We start from the raw sequence: 16,346 nt of genomic DNA, 5'->3' as shown, positions 1-16,346 counted from the left end.
AAACGGCACTTATGGAGCACTCGACGAGGTCTCAGGCTCAGGCGTAGGCGTTGACCATCCGGACGGCGCCGCCGTCGACGCCCTTGGCGCCCTGGACGTAGTCCGGGCCGGTCTTCACCACTGAGTCGGAGTTTTCCCCGACGGTGCCCATGATCCATGAGGGCAGGCCGCGGGCATTCAGGTGGTTCACTGCGGCGTCGGCGGCCTCCGGCGAGACGATCGCCACCATGCCCACGCCCACGTTGAGGGTGCGCTCGAGGTCGGCCAGCGGGACGTTGCCCAGCTCGGAGACCAGCTTGAAGATGGCCGGCAGTTCCCAGGTGGCGCGGTCCACGGTGGCCAGCAGGCCCTGCGGCAGGACGCGGGCCAGGTTGGCGGCGAGCCCTCCGCCGGTAACGTGGCTGAAGCCGTGGACGGCGCGGCCGGCGACGGAGCCGTCCACCGGGAAGGTGCGGGCCAGGTCGAGGCAGTCCGCGGCGTACACGCGGGTCGGCTCCAGGAGCTCCTCGCCCAGGGTGCGCTCGAATTCGGAGACGTGGCGGTCCAGCGCCCAGCCGGCGTGGTTGACGACGCGCCGGACCAGCGAGTAGCCGTTGGAGTGCAGGCCGGAGGAAGCCATGCCGATCACTACATCGCCGGCCCGGACGCGGTCCGGACCCAGCAGCGAGTCGGCCTCGACCACGCCGGTGGCGGCGCCGGCGACGTCGTACTCGTGCTCACCCAGCAGACCCGGGTGCTCGGCGGTTTCGCCGCCCACCAAGGCGGTGCCGGCAATCGAGCAGGCGGCCGCGATGCCGCGGACAATGTCCGCGATGCGCTCCGGGACGACCTTGCCGCAGGCGATGTAGTCGGTCATGTAGAGCGGCTCGGCGCCCACCACCACGATGTCGTCCACCACCATGCCCACCAGGTCGAAGCCGATGGTGTCGTGGATGTCCATGGCCTGGGCGATGGCAACCTTGGTGCCCACGCCGTCGGTGGAGGTGGCCAGCAGCGGCCGCTTGTAGGTGAGCAGCTTCGACACGTCGTACAGGCCGGCAAAGCCGCCGACGCCGCCGATCACCGAGGAGTTGTGGGTCGCCTTGACGGCGTCTTTCATGAGTTCGACGGCGCGGTCGCCCGCTTCGACGTCGACGCCGGCGGAGGCGTAGGTGATGCCGGTGTTGGGGGCGTCGTTCGTGTCAGCGGCCGGGGAGGCGGAAGTCATACTGGCTCTTTCTTGTCGGCATCAAGCTTGTCGGCGGGTACGCGGTCGGCGTCGGTGAGCAGTTCTTCGAATTCGGCATCCGGTCCGGGATCGCAGCCGGTAGCGCCGGCCTTCTCGGCCGGATCCTGATCGGCGGGGATGGCGGCGTCGGACGCGGCGTTGGCGGCGGCGTCGGCCGCCGGGGTCCCGGCCGCGAGGCTCCCTGCGGCGGAAGCAGCCGGCGTGGAAGTCCCGGCTGCAGCGGCCGAAGTTGCGGGCAGGCCGCCGAGGTCGGTGCGTTCCAGCAGGTTCTTGCCGAGTTTGTCGGCGCCGGGCAGCTCGATCGGGTACTGCCCGGTGAAGCAGGCGGTGCAGAGGCGTTCGCGCGGCTGCCGGGTGGCGCCGATCATGCCGTCCTCGGAGATGTACGCCAGCGAGTCCGCGCCAATGGCCTGCGAGATTTCCTCGATCGTGGCGCCGTTGGCGATCAGCTCCGCGCGGGAGGCGAAGTCGATCCCGTAGAAGCAGGGCCATTTCACCGGCGGGGAGGAGATCTTCACGTGCACGGCGGCGGCGCCGGCCTCCCGGAGCATCCGCACGATGGCGCGCTGGGTGTTGCCGCGGACGATCGAGTCGTCGACCACCACCACGCGCTTGCCGCGGATCACGGACTCCAGCGCGTTGAGCTTGAGCCGGATGCCGAGCTGGCGCAGGGTCTGCGAGGGCTGGATGAAGGTGCGGCCCACATAGGCGTTCTTGACGAAGCCGTGCGCGAACGGGATGCCGGATTCCTCGGCGTAGCCGACGGCGGCCGGGGTGCCGGATTCCGGCACGGGGATGACGATGTCCGCTTCCTGGGTGTTCTCGCGGGCCAGCTGGCGGCCCATCTCCACGCGGGACTCGTACACGGAGCGGCCGGCAATCGCGGCGTCCGGGCGGGCGAGGTACACGTACTCGAAGACGCAGCCGGCCGGCGTCGGCTCGGCGAAGCGCTGGGAACGGACGCCCTGCTCGTCGATGGCGATGAATTCGCCCGGTTCGATCTCGCGGATAAAGCTGGCGCCGACGGTGGCGAGGGCGGACTGCTCGGAGGCGACCACCCAGCCGCGTTCCAGCCGGCCCAGGACCAGCGGGCGGATGCCGTAGGTGTCGCGGGCGGCGTAGAGCGTGCCCTCATCCATAAAGACGAAGCAGAAGCCGCCCTTGATCTTGGGCAGCAGCTCCAGGGATGTCTGTTCGAGGGACTTGCCCTCTTCGCCCTCCAGCAGCGCGGTGACCAGTGCGGTGTCAGAGGTGTTGCCCTGCTTCATTTCGCCGGTGAGCTGGCCGCCGTTGCGGTCCAAGATCATGGCCTTGAGCTCGGCGGTGTTGGTCAGGTTGCCGTTGTGCGCCAGGGCGACTGTGCCGGTGGCCGTCGCGCCGAGGGTGGGCTGGGCGTTGGCCCAGTGGCTCGCCCCGGTGGTGGAGTAGCGGCAGTGGCCCACGGCCAAGTGCCCGGTCAGGGTGTTGAGCGTGGTCTCGTCGAAGACCTGGGACACGAGGCCCATGTCCTTGTAGACGTTGATCCGCTTGCCGTCGCTGGTGGCAATACCAGCCGACTCCTGACCGCGGTGCTGCAGCGCGTACAGCCCGTAGTAGGTGAGTTTTGCTACCTCTTCGCCGGGAGCCCAGACCCCGAAGACGCCACATGCGTCCTGCGGGCCTTTTTCGCCAGAGAGAAGATCATGAGAAAGTTTTCCATCGCCGCGTGCCACTGGTCGATTATCTCACGTTGTGCGCTAGGACTTTTCCGGGGGCCGGTTTATGACCTGGCGGGCTGGTGAGCTGACCGCTCAGGCGCGGTCCTCGCCGTCGGTGTCCGGCACCGAGTCCGGGACGGACTCGACGACGGCGCGCTCGGCGCGGCGGACGCTCAGCCGGTCCAGCACCAGTGCGACGGCGGCGCCCACGATCGCGCCGCCGGCGATGCAGAAGGTCAGGAAGAAGCCGAAGACGGAGTTGGCGTCATAGCCCTCGTCGCCCGGCAGGCCGTAGGCGATGATGGCCGCCACCACGACGCCCAGCAGGCCGCCCAGGATCAGGAACGGCACGTACTTCGGAGCGCGGCGGACGGTGACGGCGCGGCGTTCGGGCGCAACGGGGGTGTCTTCAGGAGCCATGCCATTAAGCCTACTGCCCGCGCGGCCCCGCGGTTTCGCCGGCATTTCCGCGGCGGTTCCGGACCGCTGCTACGCCGATCCGCGGGGCACCTGTCCGTATCCGTGGCGGAAATCCGGGACTCTAGCGGGAACGCCGACGGCGGCGCACACTAAGGGGTGGGGGAGGGTGCGGTCCGGACCGGTAAAGGACGCACCATGTCAGTAGCAGCGGACAGTATCCCTGACCGGCAGCGCCTCATCTGGGACCAGTTCGCGGCGGGCTGGAAGAAGTGGGACGCCGAACTGCTAGGCTGGCAGGCCCCCTTTGGCGAGGCCGTCATCCAGGATGCCTGGTTGCATCCGGACTCCATTGTGCTCGACGTCGCGTCAGGGACCGGGGAGCCCGGGCTGACGGCGGCGGCGCTGGTGCCGGACGGCGAGGTGGTGCTGACCGACGTCTCTGCCGGCATGCTGCACGTGGCCGAGGAGAAGGCATCCGTCCGGGGGCTGGCGAATGTGGGCTTCAGCGTCTGCGACGCCGCGGAGCTGCCCTTTGACGACGCTACGTTCGACGCCGTCCTGTGCCGTTTTGGCTTCAACTACTTTCCCGATATTCGGTCCGCCGTGCGGGAAATGGTGCGCACGGCCAAGCCGGGGGCGAGGATCAGCGCGGCCGTCTGGGGCCGGACCGCGGAAAATCCCTGGGCCGCCCTGGTCCTGGGCACCCTCGCACAGCACACGGAGCTGCCGCGGCCGCCCGATGTTATGCCGGGGCTGTTCCGTTGCTCTACACCGGGCTTTATGACCCGACTGTTCCGGGATACCGGCATGGTGGAGGTGTCGGAGCGCAAGGTCAGCACGGACCTGGTGCATGACTCCCCGGAAAGCTACTGGGAGTTCATGACTGATATCGCGACCACGGTGGCCACGGGCCTGGCGAAGGCGGACAAGGAGGCACGATCGCTGATCCGCTCCGACGTGTTCCAGTTGCTGGGCCGCTACGAGCACCAGGGCGCGCTCAGGCTCCGGTCGACGGCGACCATCGTGGCGGGCACCCGGGCCTAGGTGTGGAATTACACCTAGATGCCCAGCTCATCCTTCAGGGCGGCCACGTGGCCCTCGGCTTTGACCTGGTACTGCGCGAGCTTGACCTTGCCCTCGGCGTCGAGGACCACGGTGGAGCGGACGATGCCCTCCCTGACCTCGCCGCGGACCAGCTTCTCGCCCCAGGCGCCGTACGCCAGCGCGACGGCATGGTCCTGGTCGGCGAGCAGCGGGAAGGTCAGGGCGTTGTCGCCGGTGAAGTGCGCAAGCGCCTCGGGGCCGTCGGGGGAGACGCCCAGCACCTCGTAGCCCGAACCCTGCAGAGAGGCCAGGTTGTCGCGGAAATCGCAGGCTTCGGTGGTGCAGCCCGGGGTGGCAGCCTGCGGGTAGAAGTACACAATGACGTTCTTACCTCGGTAGTCCGCCAGCGCGACCGGTTTGCCCTCGGCGTCGGGCAAGGTGAAATCGGGTGCGGGGGTTCCGGGCTGGAGCTTGACGGGGTTCTGGCTCATAGGAAGTCCTTCGGGGAGGGCTGGAATGGAATCTGTGGTGCACAACACCGGTGGCGGAATCACTATTCCGCCTGCATGCCTAAGGTCGCGCCCGGCTGGCGCCCAGGCTGCTGGGGCCCGCACCGGCTAAGCCGGGACGCGGAGCCTCAGGCCGGGCCGCTGATGACCCGGTCCCGTCCGGCCAGCAGCCCCACCAGCGAGAGGACCGCCATGATGCCCGCGGTCACGAGGAGCGGCAGCGTCCAGCCGTCGGTGAGGTCGTGAAGGGCGCCGAACAGGACCGGCCCCACCGCGCTGAGCCCGTAGCCGACCGACTGTGCCATGCCGGACAAGGCCGCCGCCTGCGGGTGGTTCACGGTCCGCAGGCTGAACAGGGACAGGGCGACGACGATCAGGCTCCCGCAGCCCATGGCCCCCAGGACGATCCACAGCAGCACGAGCTCCGGCGCCAGGGTCAGCCCCAGGAACGTCGCCACCGTGAGCGCGCCGCTGGTGAAGGCCACCAGCCGCTGGTCGCGTCCGCGGTGCAGGATCCCGCCGGCGGCAAGGCTGGCGAACACGCTGACCAGCAGGAAGACGGACAGGTGGATCCCCGCGGTCGTGGCCGGGACGCCGCGGCTTTGCTCGATGGTGGGCAGCCACGCCATCAGGACATAAAAAGCGATCGACTGCAGCCCCATGAAGATCGTCACCTGCCAGCCCAGAGCGGAGGTCCAGGGTGAGCGGTAGGCAATCTTCGGCGCGGCAGCGTGGGCAGTACCGGACCGGTGACGGCGCAGCCACGGCAGGAGCACCGCCATGGCGACCAGCGCCAGCCCCGCCCAGATTCCAAGGGCGAGCCGCCAGCCCGCGGGCGATGTTTGCGCAACGGGAACGACGACGGCGGCGCCCACCGCTGCGAATGCGGCCTGGGCGGCGGTGTAGCCCCCGGTGACCTGGCTGACCCGCAATGGAAAGTCGCGCTTCACCAGCGAGGGAACCAAGACGTTGAGGAAGGCGATGGCGAGCCCGATCAGCGCGGTGCCGGCCCAGATGACACCGGCCAGGGGCAGGGAGCGCAGCACTATGCCCGCGGCCAGGATCAGCAGGGACGTCCAGAGCGCCCGGTCCAGGCCGACCCTGGCCGCGAAACCGGGTGCCAGCGGTGAGAAGACGGCGAAGGCGATGAGCGGAAGGCCGGTGAGGAACCCGGCTGCGGCGCTGGAAAGCCCGAGGTCGCTGCTGATGTTCCCCAGCACGGGTCCGACGCTGACAAAGGACACCCGTAGGTTGACCGCAATGAGCAGCACGCCGATGAAGGCGATGCCGATCCTGGTGGTGCGGTCGGCCGCGTTCCGGGTGACGGTCGGCGTCACGGCCTGTCCGCCCGGCCGGACGCGGGCTGCTCGGACGCGCGGCCGGAAACGGCAAGGGCCCACTCGAAGGCCGTTTCAGCCGGCGCCTGGTACTCCAGCCCGATGCGGCCCTCGTAGCCGAACTCGCGGCTGCGGGCGATCCAGTCGCCCAGCGGGAGCCGGCCGGTTCCGGGAGCCCCGCGGCCGGGGGAATCCGCGATCTGGATGTGGCCGAAGTCCTTGGCGTGCTCTTCGATCACGGCGCCGACGTCGTCGCCGTTCACCGAGAGGTGGTAGAAATCGGCGAGCAGCCTGATGTTTGCCGCGCCGGTCTCCTCCTTGACCCGGGCGATGACGCGCAGGGCGTCGTCGGCGGTGCGGAGCGGGTAGTCCGGGGCGCCGCTGACCGGTTCGAGCAGCACGGTGCCGCCGATGCGGGCCACGGCGGCGGCCGCTGCTGTCAGGTTCTGGACGGCCAGGTCGTCCTGGGCCTCGGGGGAGTGCCCGGCCTGCCGGTTGCCGTAGAGGGCGTTGAAGGAGGTGCAGCCGAGCCGTCCGCCGATCCCGGCCACGACGTCGATGTTGTCCCGGAACTCGGAGGACCGCCCGATCCAGGACACCAGCCCGCGGTCGCCGGCGGGCATGTCGCCGGCACTGAAGTTCAGGCCGACCAGCTGGACCCCCGCGTCCGTGATCGCGCGCTCGAAGCGGCTGAGTTCGGCGTCGCCGGGGACGGAGCGTGCAAACGGCCACCAGAACTCGACGGCGTCAAAACCGGCAGCCTTCACCGCGGCCGGCCGCTCCAACAGCGGCAGTTCGGCCAGCATGATGGAGCAATTCACGGAAAAGGTCATGAGGGGTTCCTTCAGATGCAGGCGGAGGCCTTACCGCTTCGTGGGGTCCTTGCGGGCAGCCAGGCCGACCAGCGCCCCGACGGCCACCCCGATCAGCAGCCCGGTAAATGGCTTGTCGGCCGTGGCCACGCCGACGGCAAAGCCGAGGGCGGCGCCAACCAGCATTCCGATCCACAGCCTCTCGTACTTCACAGCCTCAGGCTAGCAAGGCAACACCCTATAGTCGGATCATGGAACAAAGAATCTTGGGCAAGACCGGACGGAACGTCTCCATTGTCGGGCTGGGCACGTGGCAGCTCGGCGCGGACTGGGGCAACGTGGACCCGGCGCAGGCGCAGGCCATCCTGGCCGCCTCCGCGGAAGCCGGCGTCACGTTCTTCGACACCGCGGACGTGTACGGCGACGGCCGCAGCGAGCAGGCCATCGGCGCTTTCCTGGCGGACAACTCCGGCCTGGACATCACGGTGGCCACCAAGATGGGCCGGCGGATGGAGCAGCGGCCGGAGAACTACAACCTCGCCAACTTCCGCGAATGGACGGACCGTTCCCGGCGGAATCTCGGCGTCGAGCAGCTCGACCTGGTCCAGCTGCACTGCCCGCCCACCGCCGTCTACAGCAACGCCGAGGTGTACGACGCGCTGGACACCCTGGTGGCCGAGGGCGCCATCCGGAACTACGGCGTCAGCGTGGAGCGGACCGACGAGGCCCTCGAGGCCATGCGCCACGACGGCACGGCCACAGTGCAGATCATCCTCAACGCCTTCCGGCTCAAGCCGTTGGACGAGGTGCTGCCCGCGGCGGCGGCCGCCGGCGTCGGCATCATCGCCCGCGTGCCGCTCGCCTCGGGGCTGCTCTCCGGCAAGTACACGGCGGACACCTCCTTTGCGGCGGATGACCACCGGAACTACAACCGCACCGGCTCGGCGTTCGACGTCGGGGAGACCTTCTCCGGCGTCGACTTCGAAGAGGGCCTCAAAGCGGTGGCCGAGTTCCAGGAACTGGTGCCCGACGGCGTCAGCACCGCCCAGGCGGCCATCGCCTGGATCGCGGCGCAGGAGGGTGTCAGCACCGTGATTCCGGGGGCACGGAACGTCGAGCAGGCGCGCGCGAACGCCGAGGCGGCGTCGGTCAGCGGCATCGACGCAACGTTCGATGTCGGTGTCCACGAAATCTACGACCGCTACTTCCGCGCATCGATCCACCCGCGCTGGTAGCCGGCGGGCGCTACTCCGCCGGGTACCAGATCCGCTGGCCGTCCACGCGCGCGAACGAGGTCAGGGTGTGGGGTTTGGCGGACTTTTCGCTCATGATGTCCAGGACCTCGACGTCCCGGACCAGCAGCGCGTCACCGATCAGCGACCGGTGGCACCGCCAGGGAACGGCCTCCGCGCACATGATGGCCGCATCGTTGGTCCGCCCGCGTTCCAGCAGCTGGCCGACTGCGAGCGAGAACTCGTCGGTCTGCATGTAGTCCGCGTAGCCCCGGAACGATGCGTTGCGCCACGCGCCATTGGGGCTGTCCTTGGTGGTGTGCCGCAAACCGCCGAGCGCTTCCATCCGGCGGTAGGTGATGCCGCTGGCCCGCACGCTCGCCGCGAGTTCATCCGCGTTGAACTGCGGGTTGTGCCGCGATTTGGGGACGGTCCGCACGTCGATTAGCTTCTTGATGCCGTGGGCCTTCAGGATGCCGATGAATTCGTCGATGGGATGAGTGGAGTGCCCCACCGTAAAGATGGTCGTGTCCGTCATGTCCCCATGCTAGGGCCGTGCGGGCGGCCCGGGCAGCGCGGGGGAGCGCGCGGGAACGGCGGGCCGTGCGTGCGGGGATGCGGCGCGGATAGTCTGATGGACCTGGAAGCTGGCAACGGAACGGGTCCGGAGAGATGACTGAGAGATGACTGCACCCTCGATCGATGACTTTGTCGGACGGCTCGCGTCCGTGCAGACCGGGCCGGGGTGCGCCAACTTCTTCGACCACCCCGAGCCCGCGAACGCGCAGCGCCGGCGGAACCTGGCGCTCTACCTCCAGGAAATGCGGGACCGTTCGCCCAAGGTGCTGCTGGTAGGGGAAGCCCCGGGCTTCAGGGGCATGCGGATCACCGGCGTGCCCTTCACCAGCCGCACCATCCTGGAGGGGCACGCCAACGCCTTTGGCCTGTTCGGGCCGGGCAAGGGTTACGTGCTGCCGCCGGACGCTGCGGGCATTGCCGCAGAGCCGACGGCGACGGTCATGTGGGAGGTGCTGGCGGAGTTGGACTTCCTCCCGCTGCTCTGGAGCGCCTGCCCCTGGCACACCCACGTGCCCGGGAAGCCGCTGTCCAACCGCACTCCCACGGCGTCCGAAGCTGCCCTGGGGGCGCCGTTTTGGCAGGCGCTGACGGAGGAGTTTGCCATCGAAACGGTGGTGGCCGTGGGCAACGTGGCGCACCGCAGCCTGCAGCGCAGCGGCCTGGACGTGCCGAAGATCAGGCACCCGGCCCACGGCGGACGGTACGGGTTCAAGCGCGGGCTGGAGGAACTGATCGCGGCCGGGGCCGCGGGGTAGGTGCGGGTGCAACGGGTCTGGTCCTGATCTCGGGCGCGCCGCCTGCACCCGCGCTAGGGTGGAAGGACCTGACCCCAGACGGAAGGCAGTGCTATGAGTGACCCGAACGATCCCAGCGCCGATCCCGCCGGACTGCGCGGACCGGGCGACCCCGAGGCCGCCAAGGAACGCCAGCAGCAGGCGGACCGCGATGCCGCCATGAAGAGTGGGGAAGCAGGCGAAGCCGCCGAGGACCGCGTGGTCCACACCGAACCGGAGCAGGCGAGCAACATCCGCGAGGAACAGCTGACCCAGGCCGCGGGCACGGTCCCGGCCGCGTACGTCGGGTCCGGCGACCCGACGTCGGGCGACAAGCCGGAGGATGCCGTCGACGCCGACGGCGGCTGGGACGACGAGACGTAGCCGTCCCTTAAGGTCCGCCTTGCCCCGGACGACGGTGCCGGGCGTCGCCGGGACGCGGGAAAGCCAAGGGATTTCCCTTGGCTTTCCGGTGAAGAGGCAGCGCCCGGCACGTCAGTGCCGGAGGGTTGCCACCTCGCTCTTCTCCCAACGGGTCCAGTCGGACCAGTGGTTGCCGACGCGTACGCGGAACGACACGAGTTGGTACACCTTCTCGTCGCCGCGGCCGTCCTGGACACGGTCGTAGCTGTGGAGGGTGGCCTTGTTGTCATGCCGGTTGAAGGACTCCCGGAACGTGGAGCCGCCCAGGAAATCGTCGTGCCGGCGGCCGCGCTCGTCTTCATAACGCAGCTGCCTGATTTGGACGGTCTTGTTGTCCCTGCAGTCCACCTTGATGCGGAAATCGACCCAGTGGCTGCGGTCGGTGGGCTTCAGCGGGTCCACGGTGCAGCCACGCAGGGAGGTCGAGGCATCGGCCGGTGCGGCCAGGGCGACCGGGCCGCCGATAAGGCCCAGGGCGACGGCCGAGACCAGAGTGAACTTGGCCGTCCGGGGGCGGGTTTTGGTTGGTGATGGGGTAGTGATGGACATTTTCTTTGGTGCTCCTACGCAGAGGATGCGGTTTTACTGGGGCGGACGGCGGGTGCCGGGGACGGCGACGCCGGAGGCACCGCGCACGGTGGCACTCCCGTCCGGTTTTGATTAGCACGCCCGTGTTAAATCCGGGCTACAGCCGGGCACTGCTCTTGGAGTTCCCGGTAAGTCAATCGTCCGCCCGTGGACGCGTCCGCGCCAGACCCCCGCGGCATTTTCGGAAACCGCTGCGGAAACGGACGGACGCACCCCGGACTCGAGGTGCGTCCGTCCGGAGCCGGCGCGGAAAGTGCGACGGTGGCGGCGACGGCCTACTTCGCCAGGAAGTCCAGTAGCGCCTCGTTGACCTCGGCGGCGTGGGTCCAGAGCATGCCGTGCGGGGCGCCCTCGATCTCCACGTACTCCGCCTCCGGCAGGGCCTTGGCGAAGCGGCGGCCGGTGACATCGATCGGCAGGATCTGGTCCGCGGTGCCGTGGACAATCAGGGCCGGGACGTCGATCTTGGGGATGTCCCCGCGGAAGTCTGTGAGCCATGTGGGCTGCGCGGCCGCGGACGCCGTCGGGCCTCCCGCAGTGGCGATGTTCCAGCCGGCCCGCATGACTTCCTCGCTGAGCCGCGGCGTGCCCAGAAAGGTCTCGCTGTTGTAGAAGTTCTTGAAGAAGTCGGTGAAGAAGGCGTAGCGGTCGGCCGTGACCGCATCCATCAGGCCGTCGAACACGGACTGCGGAACGCCGTCGGGGTTGTCCTCGGTCTGCAGCACGTACGGCTCCAGCGAGCCGAGGAACACCGCCTTCGCTACCCGGGCCGAGCCGTAGCTGCCCAGGTAGCGGCCCACCTCGCCGGTGCCCATCGAGAAGCCCACCAGCACGGCGTCGTTGAGGTCCAGGCCGCTCATCAGGGTGTTCAGGTCGCCGGCGTAGGTGTCGTAGTCGTAGCCGTCGGTGGGCTTGCTGGACTGGCCGAAGCCGCGCCGGTCGTAGGTGATCACGCGGTAGCCGGCGTCGAGGAGTGCCGCGGTCTGCTTCTCCCAGGACGAACCGTCCAGCGGGTAGCCGTGGATCAGGACCACCGGCTGCCCCGTCCCGTGGTCTTCGTAGTAGAGCTCGACGTCGGTGCTGTTCTCGGTTCCAACCTTGATGTATGCCATGAAGCGATCCTCTCGGTACGGTGTGAAGTCAGTGCGTGCGTCCCGTCGACGGGCCCCACTGTAGGGAAGTAACGCGTCCGGCGGGCAGGGTGTTCCATGGAGTTGCACAAAATACCCCTGGGGGTATAATTTGTTCTAGACCACCGAGGTCGCAGACCTACAAAAGGGAGACACCAGATGTGCCGTCAGGTTGCATGCAAGAAGTGCGGTAAGACCACTTGGGCCGGCTGCGGCCAGCACGTTGACCAGGTTATGCGCGGCGTCAAGAGCGCCGACCGCTGCAAGGGCCACGCCGACGAGCCCAAGACCGGCTTCTTCGCCAAGCTCTTCGGCCGCTAGGCACTGCGGGGCCCCAAGTACATCCGTCCGAGGGGCGGCGGGATGACTCCCGCCGCCCCTTGGCGTCCGTCGTGGCGCCGCATTCCAAGGCGCGGGCCTCTCGGATCGTAAGCTAAGGCGTGAAATTCACGAATGTGCACGACGTTCGTGCTTGAACGGGGGAAAGCATGAATAGCGACGTCCTTGGTGAACTCCGGCTTGGGCATCTCTTTCAGGCGGCGGGGCTCGTACCGGATGACGTAGTTGTTATCCGGCATACCCTCACGTCGGATGGACTGGCAAGCCAGAACGAAGCCGAGAGTCCGAAGCTGCTGACTTATACGCGCGAACAGGGGCTGAACAACAAGCTCGGAAAGACCCCTCCGCGGCTCTGGCTGAACTTCCTCGCAACCACGGGCCGTCGGGCCCGATTCCTCACCGCCTATGAGAACCATGGTGAGGTCTTGGGAGAGCGAACTGACAGAGGTCGATTCTTTGATCTGCGCCCCTCGCCCGTATTCTCGGCGCACGCGCAGCGTCTGGTCATTGAGTGGACAGCCGACACCGTGAACTGGGCCAAGTCAGGGAAACACGCGCTAACGATGCCCGTGGTCGAAATTTCGGATCCAAAGACTGAGCCGTTTCCGGGATTCGATTCAATCATTGTTAGCTTCGGCGAACTCCTGGCCATTACTGAGGATGATCGCTATAGGCAATGGCGGACGGCGCTGAGTTCCGTGCAAGGTATCTACCTCATAGCCGACACCAAAACCGGCAAACTTTACGTGGGTAAAGCCGACGGCGCGGAGCGCTTTCTTGGGCGCTGGAGCGCCTACGCGAAGAACGGCCATGGGGGCAACGTTGCTCTCCGTGAATTGGATGGCCTCGATCTTGCGCACCGACACCACTTCCAATTCAGCATTCTGCAGGTTTTTTCGCCTAGCGCACCCGCAGCGCAGGTGGATGCTGCCGAAGTCCACTTCAAGAAGGCTCTGCTCACCCGACGGTTTGGGCTAAACCGGAACTAAGGCGTGAGTAGACTCTGATGCTGCTGTGCGACGCTCCGGATTTTGTCGCGAAGAGTCTGGGCGCTGCCGTAGCGGGTCCGCCGTCGGCCGCGCCGGCCTACTAGGCTGGCAACTATGCCGAAGAAAATTACTGTCAGCCTGCCGGACGCAACCCTGCGTGAATACCTCCCGCCCCACCCGGATGTCACCATCCTCGAGTGGGACCTGTCCGGCGAAGCGCCGCAGGCGAACATCGACATCGTCGTCCCGCCCTACATGGGCGGCTGGTCCGCGCTGCGCGGGCTGGAAGGGGTGGAGACCGGACTGGTGCAAAGCCAGTCGATTGGCTACGACGGCGTGGAAGACTTCCTGCCCTCCGGCCGGGTCATGGCGAATGCCGCGGGCGTCCACGAGGCGTCCACCGCCGAACTGACGCTGGCCCTGATCCTGGCCAGCCAGCGCGAATTCCCCCGGATGCTGAAGAACCAGCAGGAGGGCCGCTGGGAGGGCCGTCCCACCGCCAGCCTCGCGGACCGGCGCGTGATGATCGTCGGCTACGGCGGCGTCGGCAAGGCGATCGAGGACCGGCTGCTGGCCTTCGAAACCACGGTCACCAGGGTGGCCAGCAAGGCCCGCTCCGACACGCGCGGCCAGATCCACGGCATCGACGAGCTGCACAGCCTGCTGCCGGAGCACGACATCGTCGTCGTTGTGGTCCCGCTCAGCGACTCCACCCGCCACCTGATCGACGACGCCTTCCTCGCCGCCATGCCCGACGGCGCGTTGCTGGTCAACGTCGCCCGCGGACCGGTCGCGGACACGGAGGCGCTGGTGAAGCACACCGCCTCCGGCCGGATCCGCGCCGCCCTGGACGTGACCGATCCCGAACCGCTGCCGCAGGACCACCCGCTCTGGGGCACGCCCGGCGTCATCATTAGCCCGCACATCGGCGGTGCCACCTCGGCCATGCGCCCGCGGATGGGCAAGCTCCTGCAGCGGCAGATCGAGCTGATGCTGGCGGACGAACCGCCGGCGAACGTCGTGATCGGCGGGTAAACGGATGCCCCGGGGACGCTAGGGCCGCTACTTCGGCGTCCCTCTGTGGGCGAGCTGCTGTACCTGCCCTTGATGCACGTCCGCCAGCCATTCCAAGGGGGCCGACGGGCCCAGCCGCGGGTCGTCCGGCTCGGCGCCGTCGCGCACGGCCTCCACATACGCGCGGTCCTGGTTGATTCGCGCCCGCAGCTGCTCGGCCCCGCCGACTGCGCCGTGGCCGGGGACGACGGCGACGACGTCGCCAGCCACGCCCTCCAAGAGCAGCAGCGCGGCGAGGTAGTCACCGATCGGATCCGCGGCCTTCAGATCGAGGAACGGCATCAGGATGTCGGAAAGCATGTCACCGGCAACGAGGACGCCGTTCTCCTCGATCAGGAGCGCCGCGTGGCCCGCGGCATGGGCCTGGTGCTCGATGATCCGGACGTTGGGGCCGTCCCAGGGAATCTGCGCGGCTCCGGCAGGCAGGCCGGTGATGAGGCCCAGGAGTTCCATCGGGATCTCTCCGGCGAAGTCCGGCGGCAGCACTCCGGCCACGCGGGCCTTCCAGTCCGGCTGCGCCAGCAGGTCCTGGATCGGTGCCGCGCAGCGGGCTGTGGCGTAACGGGGCGCGTCGCCGAAGCCCGGGTGCCAGAGCACGTGGTCCCAATGCGGATGCGTCGAAAAGCCTGCCACGACGGGCTGGCCCAAGTCGCGAAGGTCTTTCGCGACTGCCGCCATTTCGGAGCCCGTGATACCGGGGTCGATGAGCAGCACACCGGCCCGGCCCTGAACGATGACGGAGTTGCTCTGCAGGAACTCGCTCTGGTGAACCCAAACGCTCTCAGCGACTTGCTTCAACACGGCATGCCTTCCGCTTGTGGTTTGCACCGGTGTTCGAGACGGTATTCCGGGCGGTCGTTGATCGCAAGCACAATAGGCAGCGATGTAAGGATGGCTTATGAGCAACGTCTTCCTCACTGGGCAACTTGTTTGCAGTGACCACGAGCAGGTCGCGGTGGTGGCACAGCACCTGCCCCTGCACATCAAGCTGACGCGCGCCGAGCAGGGATGCCTTTCCTTCGAAGTGAAACCCACGCAGAACCCGCTGATCTGGCAAGTCGATGAGCATTTCCAGGACGCCGCATCGTTCCGTGCACACCAGAGGCGAGTCGCCGAGAGCGAATGGGGCAGGGCAACAGCATGCATCGCTCGGCACTACGAGATTGAAGGTATGGAGCCCGTCTGATTCATGGCGGGGCTCAGTGACGCCGAGTTGGATTGGCACGAGGAGCGGCCGCCCGACGTGAAACCTTCACGGTGCTCCATCCGTGCCGCTAAATGCCGGTGAGCTGCCCTTGGCAACTCGGGGATACCACCCTCACCGCGCTCGGCGGATTAGACGCCAACGCCGTAGCCGGTCGGACAGGACGTCGCTGAAGATCGCCACCGCAGTTAGGGCAAGCCCGACTCTTGAAGCGGTCCACGCAATTTGGGCACCAAGTGCATTCAAACGTGCAGATGTAAGCCTCATCAGAGGGTGCGATATCGCGGTCGCAACATTCGCAATTCGGGCGGATCTCAAGCATGCGGCCACCCTATCCCAGGGTGCCCTGACGGCACGGGGATGCTTCGTTCAGCCCGGTAAGCCCTGCAACAGGGGCAATTCGGGCCCGGCCCTCAGTTGTTCTTCAGTTCCTCGGCGAGCATCACGAGGATGCCGCTGGGACCGCGGAGGTACGTGAGCTTGTAGACGTCCTTATAGGTCGCCACGCCGCGCAACGGATAACAGCCGTGCCGCGCGGCTACGTCCAGGGCCTCGTCGATGTCAGGGACTGAGAACGCGACCCGGTGCATGCCAATGTCGTTGGGACGGGTGGGTGCCATCTCGATCGCCTCGGGGTGGATGTATTCAAACAACTCGAGGCGGCCGTGACCGTCCGGCGTTTCGAGCATGGCAATGTTGGCGTGGTTCCCGTCAAGCCCGACGGCGGTGTCGGTCCAATCGCCGCTGACGGTGTCCCGGCCAACGACAGCGAGGCCGAGGTCCGTGAAGAACGCGATCGCCTCCTCGAGGTCGCGCACGGCGATGCCGACGTTCTCAAGTCTGATGTCCATGCCCTTCACGCTACCGACCCGGCCCTGTCCAGATCCAGAGTCGACGGGCTGCCCGCCACATATAATTCGAGCATGCCGATCACGCGCCCTGACCAAGGCAACCCCGTCCAGCCGTCC

General features: G+C 67.7%; 21 protein-coding genes. 8 read left to right on the top strand and 13 right to left on the bottom strand.

Translation table 11 applies throughout. From position 1 onward, the window contains the following. Positions 1-37: 37 nt before the first annotated feature. The 3 genes from purM to AC1MBE_RS08060 form a co-directional block, all read right to left on the bottom strand. Positions 38-1,207, bottom strand: a complete 1,170-nt coding sequence (gene purM / locus AC1MBE_RS08070; protein WP_479782249.1) for a phosphoribosylformylglycinamidine cyclo-ligase — start codon at positions 1,205-1,207, stop codon at positions 38-40. Next, the gene (gene purF / locus AC1MBE_RS08065) at positions 1,204-2,940 is read right to left on the bottom strand and encodes an amidophosphoribosyltransferase (RefSeq protein ID WP_479782247.1); all 1,737 of its coding nucleotides are present in this window, start codon (positions 2,938-2,940) and stop codon (positions 1,204-1,206) included. Before purF ends, purM begins: the two co-directional genes overlap by 4 nt. 78 nt (positions 2,941-3,018) lie before the next feature. Then, the gene (locus AC1MBE_RS08060) at positions 3,019-3,345 is read right to left on the bottom strand and encodes a hypothetical protein (protein ID WP_479782245.1); all 327 of its coding nucleotides are present in this window, start codon (positions 3,343-3,345) and stop codon (positions 3,019-3,021) included. Positions 3,346-3,540: 195 nt separating this feature from the next. Here AC1MBE_RS08060 and AC1MBE_RS08055 point away from each other — a divergent pair, with 195 nt between their 5' ends. Then, the gene (locus AC1MBE_RS08055; RefSeq protein ID WP_479782243.1) at positions 3,541-4,389 is read left to right on the top strand and encodes a class I SAM-dependent methyltransferase; all 849 of its coding nucleotides are present in this window, start codon (positions 3,541-3,543) and stop codon (positions 4,387-4,389) included. 14 nt (positions 4,390-4,403) lie between these two features. Here AC1MBE_RS08055 and bcp read toward each other — a convergent pair whose 3' ends face one another. From bcp to AC1MBE_RS08035, 4 genes are all read right to left on the bottom strand, one after another. Further along, the gene (gene bcp / locus AC1MBE_RS08050; RefSeq protein WP_479782242.1) at positions 4,404-4,880 is read right to left on the bottom strand and encodes a thioredoxin-dependent thiol peroxidase; all 477 of its coding nucleotides are present in this window, start codon (positions 4,878-4,880) and stop codon (positions 4,404-4,406) included. A 146-nt stretch (positions 4,881-5,026) separates the two neighbouring features. Beyond that, positions 5,027-6,235, bottom strand: a complete 1,209-nt coding sequence (locus tag AC1MBE_RS08045; RefSeq protein ID WP_479782240.1) for an MFS transporter — start codon at positions 6,233-6,235, stop codon at positions 5,027-5,029. Beyond that, positions 6,232-7,068 carry a hydroxypyruvate isomerase family protein gene (locus AC1MBE_RS08040; RefSeq protein ID WP_479782238.1) on the bottom strand — a complete coding sequence of 279 codons (837 nt, stop codon included), beginning with the start codon at positions 7,066-7,068 and terminating at the stop codon, positions 6,232-6,234. Before AC1MBE_RS08040 ends, AC1MBE_RS08045 begins: the two co-directional genes overlap by 4 nt. Before the next feature lie 30 nt (positions 7,069-7,098). Continuing rightward, positions 7,099-7,260: a hypothetical protein gene (locus AC1MBE_RS08035; protein WP_479782236.1), complete on the bottom strand. Its 162-nt coding sequence runs from the start codon at positions 7,258-7,260 to the stop codon at positions 7,099-7,101. A gap of 38 nt (positions 7,261-7,298) precedes the next feature. Here AC1MBE_RS08035 and AC1MBE_RS08030 point away from each other — a divergent pair, with 38 nt between their 5' ends. After that, a complete protein-coding gene (locus AC1MBE_RS08030; RefSeq protein WP_479782234.1) occupies positions 7,299-8,282 on the top strand; it encodes an aldo/keto reductase in 984 nt (327 codons plus the stop codon). Positions 8,283-8,292: 10 nt separating this feature from the next. On the opposite strand, the gene AC1MBE_RS08025 is transcribed toward AC1MBE_RS08030, so the two are convergent. After that, the gene (locus AC1MBE_RS08025) at positions 8,293-8,817 is read right to left on the bottom strand and encodes a DUF488 domain-containing protein (RefSeq protein ID WP_479782232.1); all 525 of its coding nucleotides are present in this window, start codon (positions 8,815-8,817) and stop codon (positions 8,293-8,295) included. Between the two features lie 145 nt (positions 8,818-8,962). Here AC1MBE_RS08025 and AC1MBE_RS08020 point away from each other — a divergent pair, with 145 nt between their 5' ends. Further along, entirely contained in the window at positions 8,963-9,613 is a 651-nt protein-coding gene (locus tag AC1MBE_RS08020; protein WP_479782230.1) for a uracil-DNA glycosylase, read from the top strand. Between the two features lie 93 nt (positions 9,614-9,706). Beyond that, positions 9,707-10,015, top strand: coding sequence for a hypothetical protein (locus tag AC1MBE_RS08015; RefSeq protein WP_479782228.1), 309 nt, complete (start codon positions 9,707-9,709; stop codon positions 10,013-10,015). A 111-nt stretch (positions 10,016-10,126) separates the two neighbouring features. On the opposite strand, the gene AC1MBE_RS08010 is transcribed toward AC1MBE_RS08015, so the two are convergent. After that, positions 10,127-10,603 carry a hypothetical protein gene (locus AC1MBE_RS08010; protein WP_479782226.1) on the bottom strand — a complete coding sequence of 159 codons (477 nt, stop codon included), beginning with the start codon at positions 10,601-10,603 and terminating at the stop codon, positions 10,127-10,129. Between the two features lie 314 nt (positions 10,604-10,917). Beyond that, positions 10,918-11,754: an alpha/beta fold hydrolase gene (locus tag AC1MBE_RS08005; RefSeq protein WP_479782224.1), complete on the bottom strand. Its 837-nt coding sequence runs from the start codon at positions 11,752-11,754 to the stop codon at positions 10,918-10,920. Positions 11,755-11,931: 177 nt separating this feature from the next. Here AC1MBE_RS08005 and AC1MBE_RS08000 point away from each other — a divergent pair, with 177 nt between their 5' ends. From AC1MBE_RS08000 to AC1MBE_RS07990, 3 genes are all read left to right on the top strand, one after another. Next, complete coding sequence (locus AC1MBE_RS08000; RefSeq protein WP_175322402.1) at positions 11,932-12,093, top strand: hypothetical protein; 162 nt, start codon at positions 11,932-11,934, stop codon at positions 12,091-12,093. 167 nt (positions 12,094-12,260) lie between these two features. Further along, positions 12,261-13,100, top strand: coding sequence for a GIY-YIG nuclease family protein (locus AC1MBE_RS07995; RefSeq protein WP_479782222.1), 840 nt, complete (start codon positions 12,261-12,263; stop codon positions 13,098-13,100). 114 nt (positions 13,101-13,214) lie between these two features. Then, complete coding sequence (locus tag AC1MBE_RS07990) at positions 13,215-14,135, top strand: 2-hydroxyacid dehydrogenase (RefSeq protein WP_479782220.1); 921 nt, start codon at positions 13,215-13,217, stop codon at positions 14,133-14,135. A gap of 27 nt (positions 14,136-14,162) precedes the next feature. Here the strand turns inward: AC1MBE_RS07990 and AC1MBE_RS07985 are convergent, their stop codons facing one another. Next, a complete protein-coding gene (locus AC1MBE_RS07985; protein ID WP_479782218.1) occupies positions 14,163-14,975 on the bottom strand; it encodes an MBL fold metallo-hydrolase in 813 nt (270 codons plus the stop codon). Between the two features lie 97 nt (positions 14,976-15,072). Here AC1MBE_RS07985 and AC1MBE_RS07980 point away from each other — a divergent pair, with 97 nt between their 5' ends. Beyond that, a complete protein-coding gene (locus AC1MBE_RS07980) occupies positions 15,073-15,360 on the top strand; it encodes a putative quinol monooxygenase (protein WP_479782216.1) in 288 nt (95 codons plus the stop codon). Positions 15,361-15,448: 88 nt separating this feature from the next. On the opposite strand, the gene AC1MBE_RS07975 is transcribed toward AC1MBE_RS07980, so the two are convergent. Beyond that, entirely contained in the window at positions 15,449-15,700 is a 252-nt protein-coding gene (locus AC1MBE_RS07975; RefSeq protein WP_479782214.1) for a DUF1272 domain-containing protein, read from the bottom strand. A 91-nt stretch (positions 15,701-15,791) separates the two neighbouring features. Beyond that, positions 15,792-16,229 (bottom strand): VOC family protein, encoded by a 438-nt coding sequence (locus tag AC1MBE_RS07970; protein WP_479782213.1) that lies wholly within the window; start codon positions 16,227-16,229, stop codon positions 15,792-15,794. Positions 16,230-16,346 lie beyond the last annotated feature (117 nt).

Source organism: Arthrobacter sp. BG5, from assembly GCF_056680155.1.
The sequence above is the reverse complement of the archived record's forward strand: the minus strand, read 5'-3'. Positions and strand labels throughout refer to the sequence as shown.

Coding starts and splice junctions, on each gene's coding strand:
- AC1MBE_RS07970 (WP_479782213.1), bottom strand. CDS start 16,229: ATGGACATCAGACTTGAGAACGTCGGCATCGCCGTGCGCGACCTCGAG.
- AC1MBE_RS08040 (WP_479782238.1), bottom strand. CDS start 7,068: ATGACCTTTTCCGTGAATTGCTCCATCATGCTGGCCGAACTGCCGCTG.
- AC1MBE_RS07975 (WP_479782214.1), bottom strand. CDS start 15,700: ATGCTTGAGATCCGCCCGAATTGCGAATGTTGCGACCGCGATATCGCA.
- AC1MBE_RS08015 (WP_479782228.1), top strand. CDS start 9,707: ATGAGTGACCCGAACGATCCCAGCGCCGATCCCGCCGGACTGCGCGGA.
- AC1MBE_RS07995 (WP_479782222.1), top strand. CDS start 12,261: ATGAATAGCGACGTCCTTGGTGAACTCCGGCTTGGGCATCTCTTTCAG.
- AC1MBE_RS08060 (WP_479782245.1), bottom strand. CDS start 3,345: ATGGCTCCTGAAGACACCCCCGTTGCGCCCGAACGCCGCGCCGTCACC.
- AC1MBE_RS08030 (WP_479782234.1), top strand. CDS start 7,299: ATGGAACAAAGAATCTTGGGCAAGACCGGACGGAACGTCTCCATTGTC.
- AC1MBE_RS08010 (WP_479782226.1), bottom strand. CDS start 10,603: ATGTCCATCACTACCCCATCACCAACCAAAACCCGCCCCCGGACGGCC.
- AC1MBE_RS08005 (WP_479782224.1), bottom strand. CDS start 11,754: ATGGCATACATCAAGGTTGGAACCGAGAACAGCACCGACGTCGAGCTC.
- bcp (WP_479782242.1), bottom strand. CDS start 4,880: ATGAGCCAGAACCCCGTCAAGCTCCAGCCCGGAACCCCCGCACCCGAT.
- AC1MBE_RS08055 (WP_479782243.1), top strand. CDS start 3,541: ATGTCAGTAGCAGCGGACAGTATCCCTGACCGGCAGCGCCTCATCTGG.
- AC1MBE_RS07990 (WP_479782220.1), top strand. CDS start 13,215: ATGCCGAAGAAAATTACTGTCAGCCTGCCGGACGCAACCCTGCGTGAA.
- AC1MBE_RS07980 (WP_479782216.1), top strand. CDS start 15,073: ATGAGCAACGTCTTCCTCACTGGGCAACTTGTTTGCAGTGACCACGAG.
- AC1MBE_RS08020 (WP_479782230.1), top strand. CDS start 8,963: ATGACTGCACCCTCGATCGATGACTTTGTCGGACGGCTCGCGTCCGTG.
- AC1MBE_RS08025 (WP_479782232.1), bottom strand. CDS start 8,817: ATGACGGACACGACCATCTTTACGGTGGGGCACTCCACTCATCCCATC.
- purM (WP_479782249.1), bottom strand. CDS start 1,207: ATGACTTCCGCCTCCCCGGCCGCTGACACGAACGACGCCCCCAACACC.
- AC1MBE_RS08000 (WP_175322402.1), top strand. CDS start 11,932: ATGTGCCGTCAGGTTGCATGCAAGAAGTGCGGTAAGACCACTTGGGCC.